19 protein-coding genes are annotated in these 18,357 nt (G+C 55.6%); 10 read left to right on the plus strand and 9 right to left on the minus strand.

What is annotated here, in order from left to right:
- Positions 1–104 precede the first annotated feature (104 nt).
- The gene (locus tag EU557_RS20490; protein ID WP_135532344.1) at positions 105–740 is read left to right on the plus strand and encodes a response regulator transcription factor; all 636 of its coding nucleotides are present in this window, start codon (positions 105–107) and stop codon (positions 738–740) included.
- Between the two features lie 226 nt (positions 741–966).
- Positions 967–1,350: a hypothetical protein gene (locus EU557_RS20495; RefSeq protein WP_135532345.1), complete on the plus strand. Its 384-nt coding sequence runs from the start codon at positions 967–969 to the stop codon at positions 1,348–1,350.
- A 380-nt stretch (positions 1,351–1,730) separates the two neighbouring features.
- Here EU557_RS20495 and EU557_RS20500 read toward each other — a convergent pair whose 3' ends face one another.
- Together EU557_RS20500 and EU557_RS20505 are read right to left on the minus strand one after the other, a co-directional pair.
- A complete protein-coding gene (locus tag EU557_RS20500; RefSeq protein ID WP_135532346.1) occupies positions 1,731–2,381 on the minus strand; it encodes an HNH endonuclease in 651 nt (216 codons plus the stop codon).
- An 88-nt stretch (positions 2,382–2,469) separates the two neighbouring features.
- Positions 2,470–3,453, minus strand: a complete 984-nt coding sequence (locus EU557_RS20505) for a GlxA family transcriptional regulator (protein ID WP_135532347.1) — start codon at positions 3,451–3,453, stop codon at positions 2,470–2,472.
- Positions 3,454–3,641: 188 nt separating this feature from the next.
- Between EU557_RS20505 and EU557_RS20510 the strand changes: the two genes are divergently transcribed.
- From EU557_RS20510 to EU557_RS20525, 4 genes are all read left to right on the plus strand, one after another.
- Positions 3,642–4,073, plus strand: a complete 432-nt coding sequence (locus EU557_RS20510) for a VOC family protein (protein ID WP_135532348.1) — start codon at positions 3,642–3,644, stop codon at positions 4,071–4,073.
- A 56-nt stretch (positions 4,074–4,129) separates the two neighbouring features.
- Positions 4,130–4,531 carry a DoxX family protein gene (locus EU557_RS20515; protein ID WP_135532349.1) on the plus strand — a complete coding sequence of 134 codons (402 nt, stop codon included), beginning with the start codon at positions 4,130–4,132 and terminating at the stop codon, positions 4,529–4,531.
- A 43-nt stretch (positions 4,532–4,574) separates the two neighbouring features.
- Positions 4,575–4,880 carry a hypothetical protein gene (locus EU557_RS20520; RefSeq protein WP_245326339.1) on the plus strand — a complete coding sequence of 102 codons (306 nt, stop codon included), beginning with the start codon at positions 4,575–4,577 and terminating at the stop codon, positions 4,878–4,880.
- Positions 4,881–5,186: 306 nt separating this feature from the next.
- Complete coding sequence (locus EU557_RS20525; protein ID WP_135532350.1) at positions 5,187–6,764, plus strand: Na+/H+ antiporter; 1,578 nt, start codon at positions 5,187–5,189, stop codon at positions 6,762–6,764.
- 57 nt (positions 6,765–6,821) lie between these two features.
- On the opposite strand, the gene EU557_RS20530 is transcribed toward EU557_RS20525, so the two are convergent.
- Together EU557_RS20530 and EU557_RS20535 are read right to left on the minus strand one after the other, a co-directional pair.
- Positions 6,822–7,727, minus strand: a complete 906-nt coding sequence (locus EU557_RS20530) for an IS3 family transposase (protein WP_245326344.1) — start codon at positions 7,725–7,727, stop codon at positions 6,822–6,824.
- Positions 7,728–7,735: 8 nt separating this feature from the next.
- Positions 7,736–8,122, minus strand: coding sequence for a hypothetical protein (locus EU557_RS20535; protein WP_245326340.1), 387 nt, complete (start codon positions 8,120–8,122; stop codon positions 7,736–7,738).
- 258 nt (positions 8,123–8,380) lie between these two features.
- Between EU557_RS20535 and EU557_RS20540 the strand changes: the two genes are divergently transcribed.
- Positions 8,381–8,908 (plus strand): inorganic diphosphatase, encoded by a 528-nt coding sequence (locus EU557_RS20540; protein ID WP_135532352.1) that lies wholly within the window; start codon positions 8,381–8,383, stop codon positions 8,906–8,908.
- An 81-nt stretch (positions 8,909–8,989) separates the two neighbouring features.
- On the opposite strand, the gene ettA is transcribed toward EU557_RS20540, so the two are convergent.
- Positions 8,990–10,657: an energy-dependent translational throttle protein EttA gene (gene ettA / locus EU557_RS20545; RefSeq protein WP_135532353.1), complete on the minus strand. Its 1,668-nt coding sequence runs from the start codon at positions 10,655–10,657 to the stop codon at positions 8,990–8,992.
- 421 nt (positions 10,658–11,078) lie between these two features.
- On the opposite strand from ettA, the gene EU557_RS20550 reads away from it, so the two are divergent.
- The 3 genes from EU557_RS20550 (at position 11,079) to EU557_RS20560 (ending at position 13,568) form a co-directional block, all read left to right on the plus strand.
- Positions 11,079–12,383: a DUF349 domain-containing protein gene (locus tag EU557_RS20550; RefSeq protein ID WP_135532354.1), complete on the plus strand. Its 1,305-nt coding sequence runs from the start codon at positions 11,079–11,081 to the stop codon at positions 12,381–12,383.
- Positions 12,384–12,523: 140 nt separating this feature from the next.
- Positions 12,524–12,745 (plus strand): DUF2795 domain-containing protein, encoded by a 222-nt coding sequence (locus tag EU557_RS20555; protein WP_019948259.1) that lies wholly within the window; start codon positions 12,524–12,526, stop codon positions 12,743–12,745.
- A 34-nt stretch (positions 12,746–12,779) separates the two neighbouring features.
- Positions 12,780–13,568 carry an ABC transporter ATP-binding protein gene (locus EU557_RS20560; RefSeq protein ID WP_135532355.1) on the plus strand — a complete coding sequence of 263 codons (789 nt, stop codon included), beginning with the start codon at positions 12,780–12,782 and terminating at the stop codon, positions 13,566–13,568.
- Between the two features lie 183 nt (positions 13,569–13,751).
- On the opposite strand, the gene EU557_RS20565 is transcribed toward EU557_RS20560, so the two are convergent.
- The 4 genes from EU557_RS20565 to EU557_RS20580 all read right to left on the minus strand — a co-directional run bounded on the left by EU557_RS20565 (position 13,752) and on the right by EU557_RS20580 (position 18,183).
- Positions 13,752–14,927 carry a lycopene cyclase family protein gene (locus tag EU557_RS20565; RefSeq protein ID WP_135532356.1) on the minus strand — a complete coding sequence of 392 codons (1,176 nt, stop codon included), beginning with the start codon at positions 14,925–14,927 and terminating at the stop codon, positions 13,752–13,754.
- Positions 14,928–14,986: 59 nt separating this feature from the next.
- Positions 14,987–15,631, minus strand: coding sequence for an alpha/beta fold hydrolase (locus tag EU557_RS20570; RefSeq protein ID WP_167855297.1), 645 nt, complete (start codon positions 15,629–15,631; stop codon positions 14,987–14,989).
- A gap of 155 nt (positions 15,632–15,786) precedes the next feature.
- A complete protein-coding gene (locus tag EU557_RS20575) occupies positions 15,787–16,650 on the minus strand; it encodes an LOG family protein (protein ID WP_210116098.1) in 864 nt (287 codons plus the stop codon).
- A gap of 273 nt (positions 16,651–16,923) precedes the next feature.
- Positions 16,924–18,183 (minus strand): ABC transporter permease, encoded by a 1,260-nt coding sequence (locus EU557_RS20580; protein ID WP_135532358.1) that lies wholly within the window; start codon positions 18,181–18,183, stop codon positions 16,924–16,926.
- Between the last annotated feature and the right edge of the window lie 174 nt (positions 18,184–18,357).

The following is an 18,357-nucleotide window of genomic DNA, read 5'->3' on the forward strand; positions in this document are numbered from 1 at the left end:
TTAACCCTACCGTACTTAACCTACTCGAAGATCATCGTGCTGCCCCTAACTCCACCTATTGCTACTGCCGTGTTATTCATCGTAACTGCCTTACGGTCTAGAATATGTGTGCCTTTGCTAAAGAGGTGCTTATCGTGGCCTCTCCCACTCTTCATCGCCAAGGGCTTCTAGCCATACTGCGTGAGACGTGGCCCAACCTAACGATAACATTACAGATGGAAGCGGCTATTGTGCCTCAGCTGCTGTATCAGCAGGCCTATGCTGTGGTAGTGCTAGACTGCAGCTTGCTTGCTGAGCCTGCCTTAGGCTTCCTGAAGCGCTTGCGCGCTATTAGAAGCACTCAGCCCGTGCTTCTGCTTACCAGTGCCCGGCTACCCACTGACTTGCGCCAGTACCTTGCCGATGCTACGGCTACCTGTTCTTGGCTACCACAGCATGCTGCTCCTTCTGCGGTTGCAGCTTTGTTTCACACGTTCCTTCCCGATGATAACCGGGAAGGAACTGACCCCTTGGCTTGTACGGCACGCTTACGCCTGCCTCCTACCCCTTTCAGCCGGCGAGAGCTGGAGGTGCTGCGGCTTGTAGTGCAGGACTACTGCAATCAGGAAATAGCAGATCAGTTGTTTCTGAGCGTGCGCACTGTTGAAAGTCACCGCCGGGCTCTACTGCAAAAAGCGGGAGCTAAAACTCTCGTAGGCCTCGCCGTGCGGGCCGTGCAGCAAGGCTGGGTAACTGCATGATACTGTTGGCAGAGGCCTGATCTATTCCTTGCCGTAAGCAAAGTGACTCGCCGGGCTACAGTTCACCTAAGCAGTTTTTGCAGGTAGTTGAAGCCGCCTCTCAGGCTGAACGGTAAAGCAAAAGGGCGGAGCTCACTTGAAACAAAAGAGCTCCTGTTCAGCTAACCACCTGTTTAGCAGTGCGTATGGAATAACAACCTCCATCCACCGCTTTCTTTTTTCAGCTATGAGCCAAAACGAGCATAACCGCACCCAAGCCCAAATTGCCAACGATGGCACCGATACGCCTCGCGTTGAAAATGCCCATGGTGTAACCGGGCAGCAACAAGGCGCCGCTGGCCTCACCCCCAACAAACCCAACGACACCAGTGGCAGCCACGGCGGTAATCACGGTAATGATGGTGGCGAGCTAGTCCGCGATGCCCGCGGCAGTAGCCACCGCGGCGACGAACCCAACGCCGAGTCGGAAAACACTGGCGGCGGCGACGACAACACCGGCAAACACCACACCCAGCACAACACGAAAGACCGCACGGCCTACAACAACGGAAACGCTACCCCAAGCACTGCCAATGACGGTGGCAAAATAGACGACGCTGCTAATCAGTAGCTGACGCACTTATGCGTGCTTCCTGCCTTTAGCAGAGGGGCTTTCTAGGCCAGTGCTTAATCAGAAATAGCTTGGCATAAAGCAAATAAAAAGGCCACTGCCTGTGGCAGTGGCCTTTTCCCTCGCATTAGCTGGCAAATATCATTCATCCACCCTACTCCGTTTGCCCAACACTAACACTTCGCGGTAGAAGCCTTCCTTTCCATTAACCCTACAACGCGCTGTTATTTATTGAGTCAAAGGTAGCAGGCCGAGTAGGTGCCGTGCTGGCTTACTAGATCAACACGCCTACTTTCCCTGCCGTTGGCAGGTTTTGCCCGGTAAATGGTTTTGCAGCAGTTGCTTTCCGAGTGAAGTCATGGTTGAATGGGCTAGGCCACTCAGCGCTGTTTCTTGAAATTTTCCTGTCCTGGGTGCCACTCTGGCAACGCCGGAAGTCGCAGTTGCACGCCCTCAAACTGCTGGATGCCGTAGGCCTGCCCGCCCAATTCCGCGAAGCTAGTGGCCATACGCACCTGGTAGGCCTCATCTACCCAGAACAGATTGCGGTCGAAAGCGCGGTGCAGATTTGGGCACAGGGCCAGTCCGTTGCTGATAGTATCATCGTGGCTGACGGCCCAGGGTACAATATGGCAGGCATTAAGTAAGGGGGCCACGGCACTGGTGCCGGTGCTTACCAGCTTTAACCCTGAGATGGCACAGGTGTGGTCATAAACGCGCAACACTTCTCGCTTGAAAACCGCACTTCGCACAGCAGTTTCTACCTCATCGGTGAGGTTAAGGCGGGTGTGATACACGGCCGCGGGTTCCTCTAGCATCTGGCGGTCCAGGTCGCGCAACGCGTCGGGGCCAGCCGTAGGTCGGTAGCGGAAGCGCGTTTGCGGGAAGTAACGGTCCAAGAGGGCTTCGCGGAAGAGTTGGCGGGTGGCCCTATCCTGGAGCAGCAACCACAGCGCCGCATCAAGGGCGGCGTAGGCCACTGTTTGGCGCAGGTGGCCTAGGCTGCGCGGAGAGCCAGAGCTAATGAGCACTAGCGCTAGGCCGGGGGGCGCGTGCAGATACCAGCACCCTTGCGGCGCCTTACCAACTACACCGTGGCGCCGTAGTCACCTATCTGGCTTAGTCCCGACTTACCTTTTCGCGGCTGTATTTGCTGCGGTATTGCTTCGGGGAGAGGCCCGTTACGCGCTTAAACGTCAGGCGAAAAGCCTTGGGATCGGTGTAGCCCACATGGTACATCACCTCGTTCACGTTTTCCCTGGTTGACTCTAGGCTGTTCTTGGCCACCTCTATTTTCACCCGCTGAATGTATTCTACCACCGAGTTGGAGGTAGCTTTTTTAAAGCGCCGCTCTAGATTGCGGCGGCCCAGCGCCAGCATGGAGGCCAGTTGGTCCACGGTTATCTTCTCCTGGTAATTGGCTTCAATGTATGTCTGAGCTTTTTTAATGGGCTCATCTTCGTGCTCCTTCTGCCCATTAAACACCACGAAGGCCGACTGACTGACGCGCTCAATATCAATCTGGAAGACTTTTGCGCACAATACGGCCATTTCGCGGTTCGCGTACTTTTCAATCAGGTAGAGCACTAAGTTGAGATAGGAGAAGGCCCCGCCGCTAGAGTAAATGCCGTGCTCATCAGTAATAAGCTGGTCCTCGCGCAGCTCCACCTCCGGAAACATGCGGCGGAAGTCGTTGGCGGCGGCCCAATGAGTGGTGCACTGCCGGCCGGCAATGAGGCCGGTGGCAGCCAGCAAGAAAGCGCCCATGCAGAGGCTGGCTACCTCGGCCCCACCCTGGTACTGTTGCACTATCCAGGGCAGAAAGGCCCGGTTGTTTTCCAGTGCCTGATCCAGGTCGCCGTCAACGGCCGGGATGATGATCAAATCGGTCTTAGCTACCTCGGTTAGTAACACGTCAGTGGCAATGGTGTAGCGGCCGCCACACACCGATGTAGCCCCTTCCAACCCTACCAGCTGAATCTGGAATAAGGCAGGCTTGCCCATGCGCCGTAGTAGCGCATTCACTTCGGCAAATACTAGCCTTGGGCCTTCTATACTGCCTAAAATGGCCCCTTTCGGAACAAGGATTGAAATCTGTTTCATAGTGGTAGAGGTGGAAGCAGGTGTCGCATTTTTCCCCAAATTCGTCGCAATTGGCCCTACATCGGCACAAGCTCAATTGCTAATTTTGCTAGCATCAACTCGGGCAAGATAGTGAATATTACTATATGTATTAGTCAAAATAGATTGCCCAGTATTGAGTCCCTTGCTTCATCCTTTACCCTACTTATATGAGCACTCCTCAACTCACTCCTTACCTCGCCTTCAATGGCACCTGCCGCGCTGCCATGACTTTTTACCAGCAATGCTTGGGCGGGGAACTCATGATTCAACCCTTCGAGGGCACCCCAGCAGCAGAGCAGCTACCCGCCGATGCAGATGCCCAGCAACAGGTGCTGCACGCCATTCTGCAAAACGACGGCTTCACGCTGATGGCCTCCGATGCTGGCATGCAGGAAGTCACGAAGGGCAACATGGTTTCACTTTCCCTTAACTGCACCAGCCCCGAGCAGATTCAGCACTTGTTCGGTCAGCTATCAGCGGGCGGTACCATCACAATGCCCCTGCAGGACACCTTCTGGGGAGCCACCTTCGGCATGTTCATCGACCAGTTCGGTATCGACTGGATGCTCAACTACGACAAGGAACCTCAGCAGCACTAAGCGTTTCTATTGCCTTATTCAGCCACATAACCAGAGGCTAGGCCTCCTTGCGCATCATGAAAAAGACCAAGCTCCTCTACTGGCTTGCCACGGGCCTGCTAGTAGCCCTCATGACGATGTCGGGCATTCTGAATAGCATGAGCACGTCCGAGTCAGTAGCCGCGTTTGAGCACTTAGGCTACCCGGCCTACCTGCTGCCTTTTCTGGGCGTAGCCAAGCTGCTGGGCTCAGTAGCGCTGGTAGTGCCCGGTTTCCCGCGGCTCCGCGAATGGGCCTATGCAGGTTTTACGTTTGATTTAGCCGGGGCTATGTACTCCAGCATTGCCGTCGGCGACCCCGCTAGTACTTGGCTGCCCATTGGTATTGGCTTTATCCTAATTGCCATTTCTTACCAGCTCAATCAGCGGCAAGCCGAAGTAAAGACCTTCGTGGCTGCGGCTCCTGGCCTAGCCGCTTAGTATGGTGTAGCCCTAGGCCTAGTGGCTCGGGCGCTGCTTCTGCTTGAGAAATACGGTGGGGCTGGCCAACGGTATGCCCCGCAACAGCATCCTCCCCTACGTGCAAAGCCAACCCCAACCCGCTTGTGTTATGGTAGAAGTATTTAGAACCAACGTTAAGGCCCGCCGCCACGCCCGGTTACTTCTTGCCCGGATTCACGAAAACTTCCGGAATTACCGGGCCAATTTCGACCTGGAAGACTGTGACCAAATTCTGCGGGTGGAAAGTCAGTGTGAGCATATTCACCCTAACGGCCTGATTCAGTTGCTGCAGGAAGCTGGTTTTCAAGCCGAGGTACTCCCCGATTAATGCTAGGCCTATTCCGCTGGCCCCTCCTAAGCTCCGCACTTTACAAACGCCACTGGCCACCAAGCTGGTGGCGTTTGTGCGCCAAACAAGCGGCTAGCAGCTATGTACCCTAGGCAGCAAATCGAAATAAACGGCCTGTCGAGCGTAGCTGAAGCATCTCGCTCGAATCGTTGGTTTCCTAGCGCCGCGCTGGATGAACATGCTCCAGCACACGCTCACGGAAGCAGGGCGCCGCGGGCATAGTAGCGTTTTCGGGCGGCAGCTTCTACCTTCCGGCCAGCACTTTCCTCTTAGTTGGTTCAGTCGATGTCCGAAACCACCCTGCACGAAAACATTTTACTGGTTCTAGGCCTGTTGTTTGTCACGCTGTTGCTCGTGATGCTGAGCCAGAAGCTAAAAATATCTTACCCCATTTTTTTGGTGTTAGCGGGCCTGTCCTTGAGCTTCATACCAGGTCTGCCGCGCATCGTCATCGACCCCGACCTGATATTTCTGATTTTCCTGCCCCCGCTGCTTTACCAGGCAGCCTGGGAAACCTCCTGGCAGGATTTCTGGCGCTGGAAGCGGCCTATTCTGCTGCTGGCTTTTGGCCTGGTCTTTTTCACTTCTACCATTGTGGCCTACATTTCGCGGGCCATGATTCCGGGGTTTACGCTGCCGCTGGGGTTTCTGCTGGGCGGCATCATCTCCCCACCCGATGCGGTGGCGGCCACTTCCGTGCTGAAAGGTATTAAAGTGCCGCGCCGGGTTACCAGCATTCTGGAAGGGGAAAGCCTGATAAACGACGCCAGCAGCTTGATTGTGTTCCGCTTTGCCCTGGCAGCGGTGGTATCAGGAGTGTTTTCATTGCATGAGGCAGCTACCAGTTTTATGCTGGTAAGCACCATGGGCTTAGTAGTAGGCCTAGTAGTGGCCTATGGGTTTTATCTGATCCATCGGTACTTCCCTACCACGCCCAGCATCAATACGGTTCTCACGTTTATTGCGCCCTACGTGATGTACCTGCTGGCCGAGGAATTTCATTTCTCGGGCGTGCTGGCTGTGGTGAGTGGTGGTCTCCTGCTCTCTCACCTCTCCCACCGCGTATTTGATGCTGATACTCGCTTGCAGGCCAACAGCGTGTGGGCTAGCGTAGGCTTTGTGCTCAATGGGCTCGTGTTCATCCTGATAGGCCTAGAGCTGCCAGTGGCAGTTGAAGGATTAGGCACATACTCCCTCAAGCAAGCCATTATGTATGGCCTCACCATTAGCGTGGTTATCATCCTAATTCGGCTGCTCTGGATGTACCCGGCAGCCTTCGTTCCGCGCTGGTTGTTTCCCAGCGTTCGTGCCGCCGAACCCAGCCCCGGGTGGCAAGGCACCCTGATTTTGGGCTGGGCTGGTATGCGGGGTGTGGTATCCTTGGCTTCTGCCCTCTCGGTGCCCTTGTTGCTGAGCAACGGGCAGGCGTTTCCGCAGCGCAATCTGATCCTGTTCATCACCTTCATGGTGATTCTCGTGACGCTAGTTTTTCAGGGCCTTACGCTACCCGCCCTGATTCGCTTTACTGGCGTGGCCGACAACGAAGAACGCATGCCTACTGATGCGCAAGAGGCGGGCATTCGGCTTCGGTTGCGCCACGTGGCCCTCGCGCACATGGACCAGCATTATGTGCGCGATATGCAAGAGAACGAACTCATTAAGGCCTTGCAACAACGCATGCAGGCCGAAGCTCAGCGCACCGGCAACCTGCTAGAAGCCCTCAACTACGATGAAACGAAGCGCCGGGCCCTGCAACGCTACCATCACGTGCTGTTAGATGTGCTGCGGGTGCAGCGCGAGGAGCTGTTTGTGCTGCGCCACGAGGGCGTGTTTGAGGAAGTGACTCGTCCTGAAAAAAGTTGACCGTTTGGTGGTAGTCCGCCTCTGAGTTGACCATTTTGGCGGTAGTCCTAAGTTAGCTCATTCGGCGCTCACTGGCGTAGACGGTTTGTAGTAGTTTTTCCATCTTCTCTCCAACGGCCCCCAACTGGCATGGGCTTGATTGGGGCTCTGCATGTCGCAGCTCAGGTGGGGCCGTTTGTAGTTGTAGAGAAACACGGCTTGTTCCAAGTACTGCTCCGCCTCCTGCAGCGAGTAGACCGGTTGCTGGCTCAGATACTCCTGCTTAAGAATGCCGTTCACGCGCTCGGCAATGGCGTTTTCCAGCGGATCGGAGTTCTCCGTCATGCTGACCTGGATATGAAAGGGGGCCAGCGTGTCCAGGTATTCCTGGCTGCAGTACTGAATGCCCCGGTCACTGTGGTGAATCAACTGGCTCCCCGCCCGTTTGCTGATCTGCCGTAGGGCCATCTCCAGGGCACGGCGCGCGTGCACGGTGGCCAGCGTGTCGGCGACGGCAAAGCCCATGATGCGCCGCGAGTAGGCATCGGTCAGCAGCGAGATATACAGGCAGCCCGCCTGAGTGAACCAGTAGGTGATATCAGCCACCCACACTTGGTTGGGCCGCAGCGGCGTCAGGTCCCGGATCAGGTTGGGGTATTTGCGGAAACGGTGGCGGGAGAAAGTCGTCAGGGCCTTACGACGGCGCTTTCTGATCAGCAGATTATGGGCTGCCAGCAGCGAAAACAGCGCATCCCGTCCCAGCTTGATGCCTTGCTGACGCAAGTCCTGCTCCAGCAGGTGGTAGAGTTTGCGGCCGCCCATCCGGCCGTGCTCCTTCCGCAGCTGCGCAACCTTCTCCAACACGTAGTGCTCGCGCTCTTCGCTGCTCCACTGCCGCGTTTGGTGCTGATAAAAGGCCTGGCGGCTGAAGCCAAGTACTCCGCTGATCCGCCGCAGGCAAAAGTGCGGACAGCTTACTCGCAGGAGCTGGACTACTTGGTAGCGGACTTTTTTTCGATGCTCAAGCCCAGCTCCTGCTCGGCCACGCGAATCACGTTTTTGTAGTAGAGCACCTGCAACTCGGCTTGTTCAAGCTGTTTCTGCAATTGTTTGACCTGCCCAGTGAGCGCATCGGCATGCTGCACCACGTGCTCGACGAGCGTGGTGGGCGGCTTTTTCAGATTGTCTTCCATGGCTTGGGTACGGGCCTGCTCTTCCTGGCGGACACGTGCCAGCCACTTGGTCACGGTCGAGCGGGTGAGCACCTGGTACTTGCTCATGGCTGACTCAATCGTATGCCGGCCGCAGGTAATTTCCTCGACCATCTGGCGCATTTTCAACTCGTGCGCCTGCTTGCGAAACAGAAATAAGTGTTCCATCTGACTGATGTTGATGGTCAACCTATTTTAGGACAAGACACTTCCGCCAGTCCTTACAAGTATAGCTAAGTGAATCTTGCTCGGTTTATTAAACTACTACCACTGCGGCAGCATGCGAATTATCGCCGCAAGCTCGACGGGATGTACCTGATTTCCGGGACAAGTGCTAGGCCACTATAGCCGCTCAAACAGCCGAACCCAACTATAACAATACCTACACTGCACGCCGTAGAGCCCGCAAACGCTTACGCTTCGCTCATGGCTCCTCCCCTCGATAAATTACCGGCCTACGCCGCTCATTCACGCACCCTTGTGCATGTAGTAGTTGAAACGCCCAAGGGCGAACGAAACAAAGTGGCCTACGAGCCCGACTTAGGAGTATTTATGTTGAAGGGTGTGCTACCCGAAGGCCACAGCTTCCCCTATGATTTCGGATTTGTGCCCTCCACCATAGCCGAAGACGGCGACCCGCTCGATGTGCTCCTCCTCCTCGATGCGCCCACCTTCGCCGGCTGCGTGGTAGAGGCTCGCGTCATCGGAGCTCTAGAAATTGAGCAGCGCGAGGATGATGGCTCTATCGTCCGCAACGACCGGCTGCTGGCCGTAGCCAACAACTCGCGCCAGCACAAGCACATTGCGGAAATCAAAGACATAGCCGATGAAACACTCCACGAAATCGAGCACTTCTTCAGCTCCTACAATGCCGTGAAGGGCGGCGAGATCAAAGTGCTACAACGCATAGGATCGAAAAAGGCCCTCAATTTACTGACGAAGGCCTTGGTCTAGGAGCCCATACCTAACACGCTGAAACCAAAAAGAAGGTCCTGCGACAAAGCAGGGCCTTCTTTATCTGGCTAAACTGAAGCCTTAGTTTAGGCTGCGGTAGCGCACGCGCTTGGGCTCCACGTCGCCGAGGCGCTTCTTCTTGGCCTCCTCGTAGTCGGAGAAGTTACCCTCGAACCATACCACCTGCGAGTCGCCCTCGAAGGCGAGAATGTGCGTGGCGAGGCGGTCCAGGAACCAACGGTCGTGGCTGATAATAACGGCGCACCCGGCGAAGTTCTCCAGCGCATCTTCCAAGGCCCGGATGGCATTCACGTCCAGGTCGTTGGTGGGTTCGTCGAGCAGGAGCAGGTTGGCGCCTTGCTTGAGGGTAGTAGCCAGGTGCACGCGGTTACGCTCACCGCCCGAGAGGCTACCAACTTTCTTCTCCTGGTCGCCGCCGCGGAAGTTGAAGTTGCTCACGAAGGCGCGGGAGTTCACCTGGCGGCCGGCCAGCAGCATGGTTTCGGTACCGCCAGAAATCGTCTCGAATACCGACTTGTTGGGGTCCAGCGTGTCGTGCTGCTGGTCGACGTAGGCCGTCTGCACCGTGGGGCCTACTACGAACGTACCAGCGTCGGGCTGAAGCTGGTCGGTGATGAGGCGGAAGAGGGTGGTTTTACCGGCGCCGTTCGGGCCGATGATACCCACAATACCACCCTGGGGCAAGTTGAACGACAGGTTTTCGAACAGGAGCTTGTCGCCGAAGGCTTTCGTCAGCCCTTCGGCCTCAATTACTTGAGCTCCCAGACGCGGACCGTCCGGGATGAACAGCTCCAGCTTCTGCTCCTTCTCCTTGGCGTCTTCGTTCACCATTTTGTCGTAGCCAGCGAGGCGGGCCTTGCTCTTAGCCTGGCGCGCTTTCGGGGCCATACGCACCCACTCCAGCTCGCGCTGCAGGGTTTTCTGGCGCTTGCTTTCGGTTTTCTCTTCCTGGGCCAGGCGGTTCGACTTCTGCTCCAGCCACGAGGAGTAGTTGCCTTTCCACGGAATACCTTCGCCGCGGTCGAGTTCCAGAATCCAACCGGCCACATTGTCGAGGAAGTATCGGTCGTGGGTTACGGCAATTACGGTGCCTTTGTATTGCTGCAGGTGCTGCTCCAACCACAGCACGCTTTCGGCGTCGAGGTGGTTGGTGGGTTCGTCGAGCAGCAGCACATCGGGCTCTTGCAGCAACAGGCGGCACAGGGCTACGCGGCGCTTCTCTCCACCCGAGAGGTTACCGATGATGGCATCGGGGGCGGGTGTGCGCAGGGCGTCCATGGCGCGCTCCAGCTTGCTGTCGAGGTTCCAGGCGTCGAGTTGGTCGAGGCGCTCCTGCACAGTACCCTGGCGCTCCAGCAGCTTATCGAAGTCGGCATCTTCGGCTCCGAAGGCTTCGTTGATTTCGTCGAATTCCTTTAGCAGAGCTACAGTTTCGGCGGTGCCTTCCTGCACCACTTCCAGTACGGTTTTGGTGGCATCCAACTGGGGCTCCTGCTCCAGGTAGCCCACCGAGTAGCCCGGCGACCATACCACGTCGCCCTGAATCTGCTTGTCTACGCCGGCAATGATCTTGAGCAGGCTGGACTTACCCGAGCCGTTTAGGCCTAGCACGCCAATTTTAGCGCCGTAGAAAAACGAGAGATAGATGTTTTTGAGAACCTGCTTTTGCGGGGGAAAAATCTTGCTTACCCTCTCCATAGAGAAGATAATGGTGGGTTGGTCGCTCATGGTTTACTAAGAAAGAAAAGGCAAATAATGGCTGAAAAGGTGGCCTAGCCCCGAGGAGCTGGGCCCAGAGACAGCAACTAAAAGTTGCGCGTACAAATTAGGTTTCTATTTTGCGGGCTGATTCCCACCCCGGTTGGCGGGGCGGTGAGTCTACTTGATTTAACCCGGTATTGTATGTGTGCTGTGTTCTGAAAATAACCGCATTGACCGTCCGTGCGTAGCTTCTTGCACACGGAAACAACCAACTATCTGACAAGCGACGAGTTCCTGATTTTGTCAGGCAGGTCAAAGGTAGGCAGCCCGGATAAAGATTCCGCGGTTTGCTTTCATCAAGGATTTGGCCGACAACCCGTAAACTTGTACAGCTTTTTGGCCTAAATACCGACCTTTCCACCTATTCCGCTCCCCCTCTATTCTACTTATGGAACAACAAGACCACCTACTGGCCGAAGCCCGCCGTTATGGCTACATCGAGGGCGACCAGGTGTGGCTTAGCCCGCTGCTGGACCTGCCTGCCCGGCAGGTGGGTCAGGTCAAAGAGTCCGGCGACGCATCCCTGATCTACTTTGCTCAGCGCTTCGAGCTCTTCCGCAACAAGGTGGAAGACTTGCTGCAGAAGATTGAGGAGTCTGAGAACAAAGGCTCCTTCCTGATGAAAGCCCTCCACCTCAAGGAGCAGGTGGGCAGCTACGATGCCCTGGGGGATTTTGAAAGCCTGCACCGTCGCCTCACGGAAGCGGAGGAGTCAATTAAGGTTACCATTGTTCGCAACCGCGAGAAAAACCTGGCTACCAAAATTGGCTTGATTCAGGAAACAGAGGAGCTGGCTAACACCATTGATTGGCAGGCCGGCACCGAGAAAATCAAGGACTTGCGCCAGGGCTGGATCAAGACCGGCCCCGTGGAGAAGCACCTCACCGACGAGTTGGAAACCCGTTTCCAAGCGGCCGTTGATAAGTTTTTCGCCAATAAGAAGGAGTTCCTGGCTGAGAAAAAGGCCATGGTCAACCGCGTGTATGACCGCTATAAGGAGCTCATTCACAAGTCGGAGGCCCTGCAGAACTCCAACGACTTTGAGGAGACTACCCGCAAGCTCAAGCAGCTGCAGCAGGAGTGGAAAGAAGTAGGCGGCTCCTTGCCCCGCAAGCAGGCCAACGACCTCTGGACGCGGTTCCGGGCGGCGCACAACCACTTCTTTGAGCGCCTGAAGGTGCACATCGAGAGCAAGCGCACGGAGGGCCAGACCACCTCCACCGACGACAACCTGACCCGCAAGCGGGCCCTGGTAGCCGAAGCGCAGGCCCTGCTCAGCCAGCCTATGTCGCAGGCTGTAGCCCGTGCCAAGGAGCTGCAGGCCGCCTGGAAAAAGGTGGGCCCTGTGCGCGGTGAAGAATCTGACCGGGTGTGGGAGCAGTTCATCCTGGCCTGCGATAAGGTGTTCGAGATGAGCGCCCTGGAGCACTTCATCCGGAAGCGCCAGCCAGCTGGCCCAGAGGCCGGCTCGCCGGAGGAGCAGGTAAACATTCGGGTGCAAGCCCTGCGCGACTTCATCAAATACGACAAGCAGGAGCAGGAAGTGCTGGAAGAAAACCTAGGCAAGCTCAACGACTCGCCGGGTAACGAGGCATTCCGCACGATGCTACAAGGCAAAATCAGAGCGTTTGAGCGGAAAATCCGCACCAAAAATGACCTGATTGAAATGTTACGTCAGCGAGTTACCAAGTAACTCAACCTTCGTTTGTATTTTACGTTGTCGTCAGCAAAAGCAACCCTAGGCCGGTAATGGTGTCATGCCCTTTGCCTCGGCTAGATTTTTGCTAACGACGCTCTACAATTTGCCAACCTTTTTTAGTAGCACACACGACTATGTACTGGACTCTGGAACTTGCTTCGTATCTGGAAGATGCACCCTGGCCCGCCACCAAGGATGAGCTCATCGATTACTCTATCCGCTCGGGTGCCCCGATGGAAGTAGTGGAAAACCTGCAGGCCCTGGAGGACGACGGTCAGCCTTACGAGAACATTGAAGAAGTTTGGCCGGATTATCCGACCAAGGAGGACTTCATGTTCAACGAAGACGAGTATTAATTGAGTTACCAGTTGTGAATTGCCAGTTGCCAGTATGACGAGTCCAATAACCCGTTCTTCTGACAACCAGCACGTAACACCTATCAACCCAGTTTTACAGATAGAAGAGTTGGTTGCGGGGTATGGACAGCGTGTCCTGCTCCGCAATCTTTTTTTGTCCGTACCGGAGCCTGCGTTTGTAGCTATTGTAGGCCACAATGGCTGCGGCAAAACCACTCTTTTCCGGGCACTCACGGGCCGTATCCCATATGAGGGTGCCATCCGGGTGCTAGGCCAGGACTTGCGCACCGTGCGCCAGCCAGCTACCAGCGGCTTACTGGCCTACCTGCCGCAGCGGGGCAGCGTGGAATTTTCTATATCGGTGCGGGAGCTGGTAGTAATGGGCCGGTTCCGCCACCACCGCTTTCTGAGTGCCTACTCCACCACTGATTACGCCCTGGCCGATGCGGCGCTGACCCGGGTAGGAGCCGCCCACCTCGCTACCCGCGACTTCACCCAGCTCTCTGGGGGCGAGCAGCAACTGGTGTGGCTGGCCCAGCTCAGCCTACAAGACGCAGCGCTGTATCTACTTGATGAGCCCACGCAGCAGCTCGATGTGTACTACCGCCGCCGCGTGTTTGATCTGCTGCAATCCTGGGTGCAGGAGCAGCAAAAAACCATCCTCTGCATCACCCACGACCTCGACAATCTTCTAGCTCTCCCCGGCGGCTACCTGCTCAACCTATCCGCTCCCACTCCGCAGCTAGAGCCTCTAACCCCCGAAACCGTCCGCGCCGCCCGGGAGTACCTGGAAAGCGAGGAAAGCCTGACGGTGATGCGGTAATGGTGAATGAGTGAAGCGGCTTGTAATAAGAATTTTATGCTGAGGAGGCCGAACAGAAGGTCGCCCAAACTTCCCTCTGGTTATTCAACTGGCCTAGGCCTCTGCACTGAAACGGTAGAGGTGACTTGACTTCGCTTAGGCTAACGTTTTGTTGGGGTATGGCAAACGGCTCATTACACTCATTCACCGTCTCCCTGGCCTACCTCTGACAACATGCCAGATGGATTGCAGAAACGGCCATGGCGTCACGGAGTTCATCACTTGAAAGTTCTCTCGCCAGGAAGTGCGCTCATCTAGAAAGTCAAAAATGCGCTCAGGAGGGTTGCGCTGGAAGAGTTGAGCGAAGATGTTGCGGGTGTGCTCCCCGCGGCGCTGCATGATGTCGAGCAGTAGCGTATCGAAGAGGTGGAACTGCCACTGGTCGCCGGTAAGGTGCTGAGGGGGCTGGCCCGTGCTAGCCAGCGCGGCCACCAAGCGGGCCGAATGCGCCTGAATACGCTTAAAGGCGTAGCCCGTACTTGGTTTTGCCCGCCCGGCCCTAGTACCTAGGTTAATGATGCTCGCTCCGGCACTCGCCGGAAAGGGGTGGTCTGTCATGGGGATAGCGCCCACCTCTTCCGCCTCAATACGAAAGTTGGTTACGCCCAGCGTATCACGTAGGTAAGCGCGCATAGCTTCTTCGTAGGACTGTTTGGGCAGCAGCTCCGCGGAGAATAGGGTATACTCTACCAGCGCCTTGCGTTTGCTGAACGGCATCACATACATAAACCGCGCTTCCTGATGCTGGTCGCCCCGGAAGTCCATAAACTCGGCCGTGGCCGGATCAAAGGCATCTTCGCCGGTTTCTACCTCCCATCCTACAAAGTGCTGCAGCAAATATCGGTGCTTCTCAGGGCGCCGCTCTAGCTGGGGTGGGCGACTGTCAAAGCCATAACGAGCCGTAAACTCTCCGGTGGGCGTGGTGGCCTGCACCCCCGCGCCCGGTAGGTCATATAGGTGGCCTACGGTAGTTTGCAGGAACGTAAACTGCGGGTTGTTGGCCAGGGCGCTTCGTACAAATCGGTAGAAATCGAGCCCCCGGATCATCTTGTAGCGGTGGCGCTTCAGATCAAATACCCGCTCAAAGTCTGGGCTCCGGAAAGCTATCCGGCCCCACTCGTAGGCCACTATCCCATCGAACAGGCTTGGCTCATCGGCCCAAAACGACCACGTGCGGTCGTTAATATCCTTGGCCTCGGGCTCCAGCAGCAACACCCGCTTATGGCGCAAACGCGGCTCCTGGCTTATGTGGTAGGCTAGGCTCAGGCCGGCGGCCCCACCTCCCACAATCAGATAGTCGAAATCAAAGATTGCTGCCATACGAAACGGCGGCCGAAAGGGCCGCCGTCGCAAGTTAAGACAGTCCGCTTTACTTAAGCTTACCCAATCGATGACGGTGAGAGGGCCCCAACCAAATCACGCACGGCATCGCGCACGTCGAAATCAAGCTGAGAGCTGAAATGCTGCCGGCCCGCCAGAATGCTTACCTGCGAGCGTAGCCGCTCTACCCACAGGCGCTCGTTGTCCTGGTAACCAGAAGTGTACGGGTCATCGTCGGACAGGAGCACCGTCAGCTTTTCCTCCGGGATAAGACGGCGGGCAGCCTCAAAGTTGATGGGAGCATGCATCCAGTTCAGGATATCCTGCCAAGGGCTATCTACCGAAAACCAGCCTGCTACGCATAGCACACCACCTAGTTGAGTTGCTGTTGGGTTCTGCTCCGCCACGCGCGCTAGGTAGTGTAGAATAGCTAGGCAGCCCACACTGTGGCCTATCAAATACACGTTCGGTCCCAGGCGCTCAGGGGGTAACACTTCCATCAGGTAGTCTACGGCCCGCTCAATAACGGGCAAATCCCAGGCCGGCATGTTCAGGGCGTGCACTTGATAGTTGAAGCCATCTTCGGTGGCAACGGCCTGAAGCTGCTCCCCTAACCAGGGATACCAGTCGCTGTGCGAAGCTCCCGCCCAACGGGGCACAATAAATATTTCGCAGTTTTTTAAAGAAGTAGATGTGCTGTGCATAAGGTGTGCTTGTACAGAAGAAAGGGAACAAGATACCATCACTATTCTCTATTGCACCACTGTTCACCTCTCATTACTGAATGTTGAACGAAAAAGCCGCCGCTTCTCCCGAGAGAAAAGCGGCGGCTTCGAATGGTTCAGCTCGTCGGAACGGCTTAGAAGTTTGGCGAGAGCAGGTAACGGCTGTAGAACTCGTCGATGATTTTTACGGCTGTTTCCGCATCATCCACAATCTGGACCAGTTCCATGTCTTCGGGCGAGATGTTGTGCTCTTCGTGCAGCATCACGTCTTCAATCCACTTGAACAAGCCATTCCAGTAGGCTGAGCCCACCAGCACAATGGGGAAGCGGCCAATTTTCTTGGTCTGAATTAGGGTGATAGCCTCAAACAGCTCATCGAGCGTACCAAAGCCCCCGGGCATGCCAATAAAGCCCTGAGCATACTTCACGAACATCACTTTCCGCACGAAGAAGTAATCGAAGTTGATCACTTTGTCGGGGTCGATGTAGATGTTGTGGAACTGCTCGAAGGGCAGCTCAATGTTGAGGCCTACTGAACGGCCACCCTCTGAGCGGGCGCCCTTGTTACCAGCCTCCATAATGCCAGGGCCACCGCCTGTAATTACGCCATAGCCGTGGCGCACCAGCTTAGCCGCAATTTCCTCGGCCATCTGGTAGTAGGGGTTTTCGGGCTTGGTGCGGGCCGAACCGAAAATTGAAACGCAGGGCCCGATTTTGGTCATCTTCTCGAAGCCCTCCACGAACTCGGCCATCACTTTAAAGATCTGCCACGAGTCAGCAATCTTAATCTCGTTCCAGTCTTTATCCACGAACGCCTTCCGGATGCGCTGCTCGTCATCGAGCTGCACGGTACGCTGCCCGTGGGTTTGCTCCCGAATATCGCTGATGGTAGTAACTTTGTTATTATTGATATCGGGCTGGACGATGGTCTGGCCGCTACCGGCGTTCATGACCTGATCGGCCACTTTAGTTCGGCTGGTTTTCTTGAGCTTCGACATAAGAGCTACACGGGGTAAGAAGGGCACAGGCAGCTGGCGGCACGAAGTTGCCGATGGCGGTGGGGATAGGCCTGCGCCGGGTAAAAAATTAGGAAAAAGGCAAAAAGAAGGCCGCCTCACGGAAGGAAGGCGACCAAAAGTAGCGACCGGCAAGTTAACAATTTGTTAACATTACGCTAGTCTAGATCATGAAATTGTTAGCTGGTTGCTAGGCCTGTTTAGCTTTCGCCACACACATCAGGTTTCTTGTTTCAGAGCACTAGCAGCACTATTCTACTGCGCCCGGATGGCAATAACGGGGTCGAGGTTGGAAGCTAGCACGGCCGGAATAATGCCAGCCAACACCCCAATTACAACCGACACCGTAAGGCCTAGCGAAATATTACCGGGCGTTAGAAAGAGCGGCAGGCCTTCTTGTGGGATCAAGGTAATCAGCCACACCAGCAGAATACCGGCAGCCCCGCCCAGCAGGCAGAGGAATACGGCTTCGAACAGGAATTGAAACAGGATGAAGTAGTTCTTTGCCCCTAATGACTTCTGAATTCCGATAATGTTGGTGCGCTCCTTTACGGACACAAACATGATGTTGGCAATGCCAAACCCACCCACCAGCATAGCAAAGGACCCTATTACGGCCCCCGCAATACCTATCACGGAGAAGAGTTTGGTAATGGCATTGGCTAGCATCTCGGGACGGTTTAGGGCAAAGTTGTCCTCTTCCTGTGGCTTTAAGCCCCGAATGCTGCGCATTACGCCCTTGAGTTCATACTCTAGGTCCAGCAGGCCCGGGTCATCGTCGGTGCCTTTGATACCGATGCTGGGCGACACGCCGCCCTGCCCGTTGGTATTCAGGGCAAACATCTTGGTGAACATGCCGAAGGGAATCAGGCAATTGGTGTCGTTGCTGGGGGTGTCCAGCAGTTTTTTGCCCTCCTTCTGCATCACGCCAATTACTATAAACTTCTGGCCGCGAGTTTTAAACTCTCTTCCCAGGGCAGAGCCATTCGGAAATAAGTTCTCGGCTATTTCAGCGCCAATAATAGCCACATTACGAGACGACTCTACCTCCTGGGGAGTGAAATAGCGCCCTTCGGCAATAGGCACTTCTGATACCTTGTTAAACTCTAAGCTAACCCCCTGCAGGTTACAGCCTTCCATGCTGTTGCTACCCACTTTAAACAAGTTGCCGCTGGTGTTAGCAAAAATGGCTACACCATTATTGTTTGGCCCCAAGCGACGCTGTAGCTCCCGGAACTCACGCACCGTAGGCACCGGGCGGTTAAAGTATTTCCACCAAGCAAAGTTGGACTCAAATACCCAGGGCCACTTATTCACATAAATCACCTTGTCGCCCACAAAGCTCATGCTCTGCCGGATATTCGTTTCCAGTGAGTCGACGACGGTAAACACGGCAATAATGGCAAAAATGCCTACCGTTACCCCCAGCAAGGACAGGATAGTGCGTAGTAAGTTGGATTTGAGAGCTTGCCACGCGAAGCGGAAACTCTCCAGGGTCAGGCGCAATGCTTTCATGAGAGCCAGGATGAGGCGGGGGTGTAAGCCAGAACCGTAAACGTATCAGTATAACCAGTTAACCAGTAGCTCAGTGGAGCAAGGCCTCACCTTTTCGGGCGAAAAGTAACGATTAATCCGGCGCGAATGCCTACTTTTGCGGCTCAATTTTTTCATTAGGTTCCCCACCTATTG

It is taken from the genome of Hymenobacter wooponensis, assembly GCF_004745865.1.
Lineage (GTDB): Bacteria > Bacteroidota > Bacteroidia > Cytophagales > Hymenobacteraceae > Hymenobacter > Hymenobacter wooponensis.

Coding starts and splice junctions, on each gene's coding strand:
- EU557_RS20540 (WP_135532352.1), top strand. CDS start 8,381: ATGGCTCCTCCCCTCGATAAATTACCGGCCTACGCCGCTCATTCACGC.
- ettA (WP_135532353.1), bottom strand. CDS start 10,657: ATGAGCGACCAACCCACCATTATCTTCTCTATGGAGAGGGTAAGCAAG.
- EU557_RS20525 (WP_135532350.1), top strand. CDS start 5,187: ATGTCCGAAACCACCCTGCACGAAAACATTTTACTGGTTCTAGGCCTG.
- EU557_RS20535 (WP_245326340.1), bottom strand. CDS start 8,122: ATGGAACACTTATTTCTGTTTCGCAAGCAGGCGCACGAGTTGAAAATG.
- EU557_RS20515 (WP_135532349.1), top strand. CDS start 4,130: ATGAAAAAGACCAAGCTCCTCTACTGGCTTGCCACGGGCCTGCTAGTA.
- EU557_RS20580 (WP_135532358.1), bottom strand. CDS start 18,183: ATGAAAGCATTGCGCCTGACCCTGGAGAGTTTCCGCTTCGCGTGGCAA.
- EU557_RS20560 (WP_135532355.1), top strand. CDS start 12,780: ATGACGAGTCCAATAACCCGTTCTTCTGACAACCAGCACGTAACACCT.
- EU557_RS20555 (WP_019948259.1), top strand. CDS start 12,524: ATGTACTGGACTCTGGAACTTGCTTCGTATCTGGAAGATGCACCCTGG.
- EU557_RS20510 (WP_135532348.1), top strand. CDS start 3,642: ATGAGCACTCCTCAACTCACTCCTTACCTCGCCTTCAATGGCACCTGC.
- EU557_RS20490 (WP_135532344.1), top strand. CDS start 105: ATGTGTGCCTTTGCTAAAGAGGTGCTTATCGTGGCCTCTCCCACTCTT.
- EU557_RS20550 (WP_135532354.1), top strand. CDS start 11,079: ATGGAACAACAAGACCACCTACTGGCCGAAGCCCGCCGTTATGGCTAC.
- EU557_RS20505 (WP_135532347.1), bottom strand. CDS start 3,453: ATGAAACAGATTTCAATCCTTGTTCCGAAAGGGGCCATTTTAGGCAGT.
- EU557_RS20565 (WP_135532356.1), bottom strand. CDS start 14,927: ATGGCAGCAATCTTTGATTTCGACTATCTGATTGTGGGAGGTGGGGCC.
- EU557_RS20570 (WP_167855297.1), bottom strand. CDS start 15,631: ATGCACAGCACATCTACTTCTTTAAAAAACTGCGAAATATTTATTGTG.
- EU557_RS20495 (WP_135532345.1), top strand. CDS start 967: ATGAGCCAAAACGAGCATAACCGCACCCAAGCCCAAATTGCCAACGAT.
- EU557_RS20575 (WP_210116098.1), bottom strand. CDS start 16,650: ATGTCGAAGCTCAAGAAAACCAGCCGAACTAAAGTGGCCGATCAGGTC.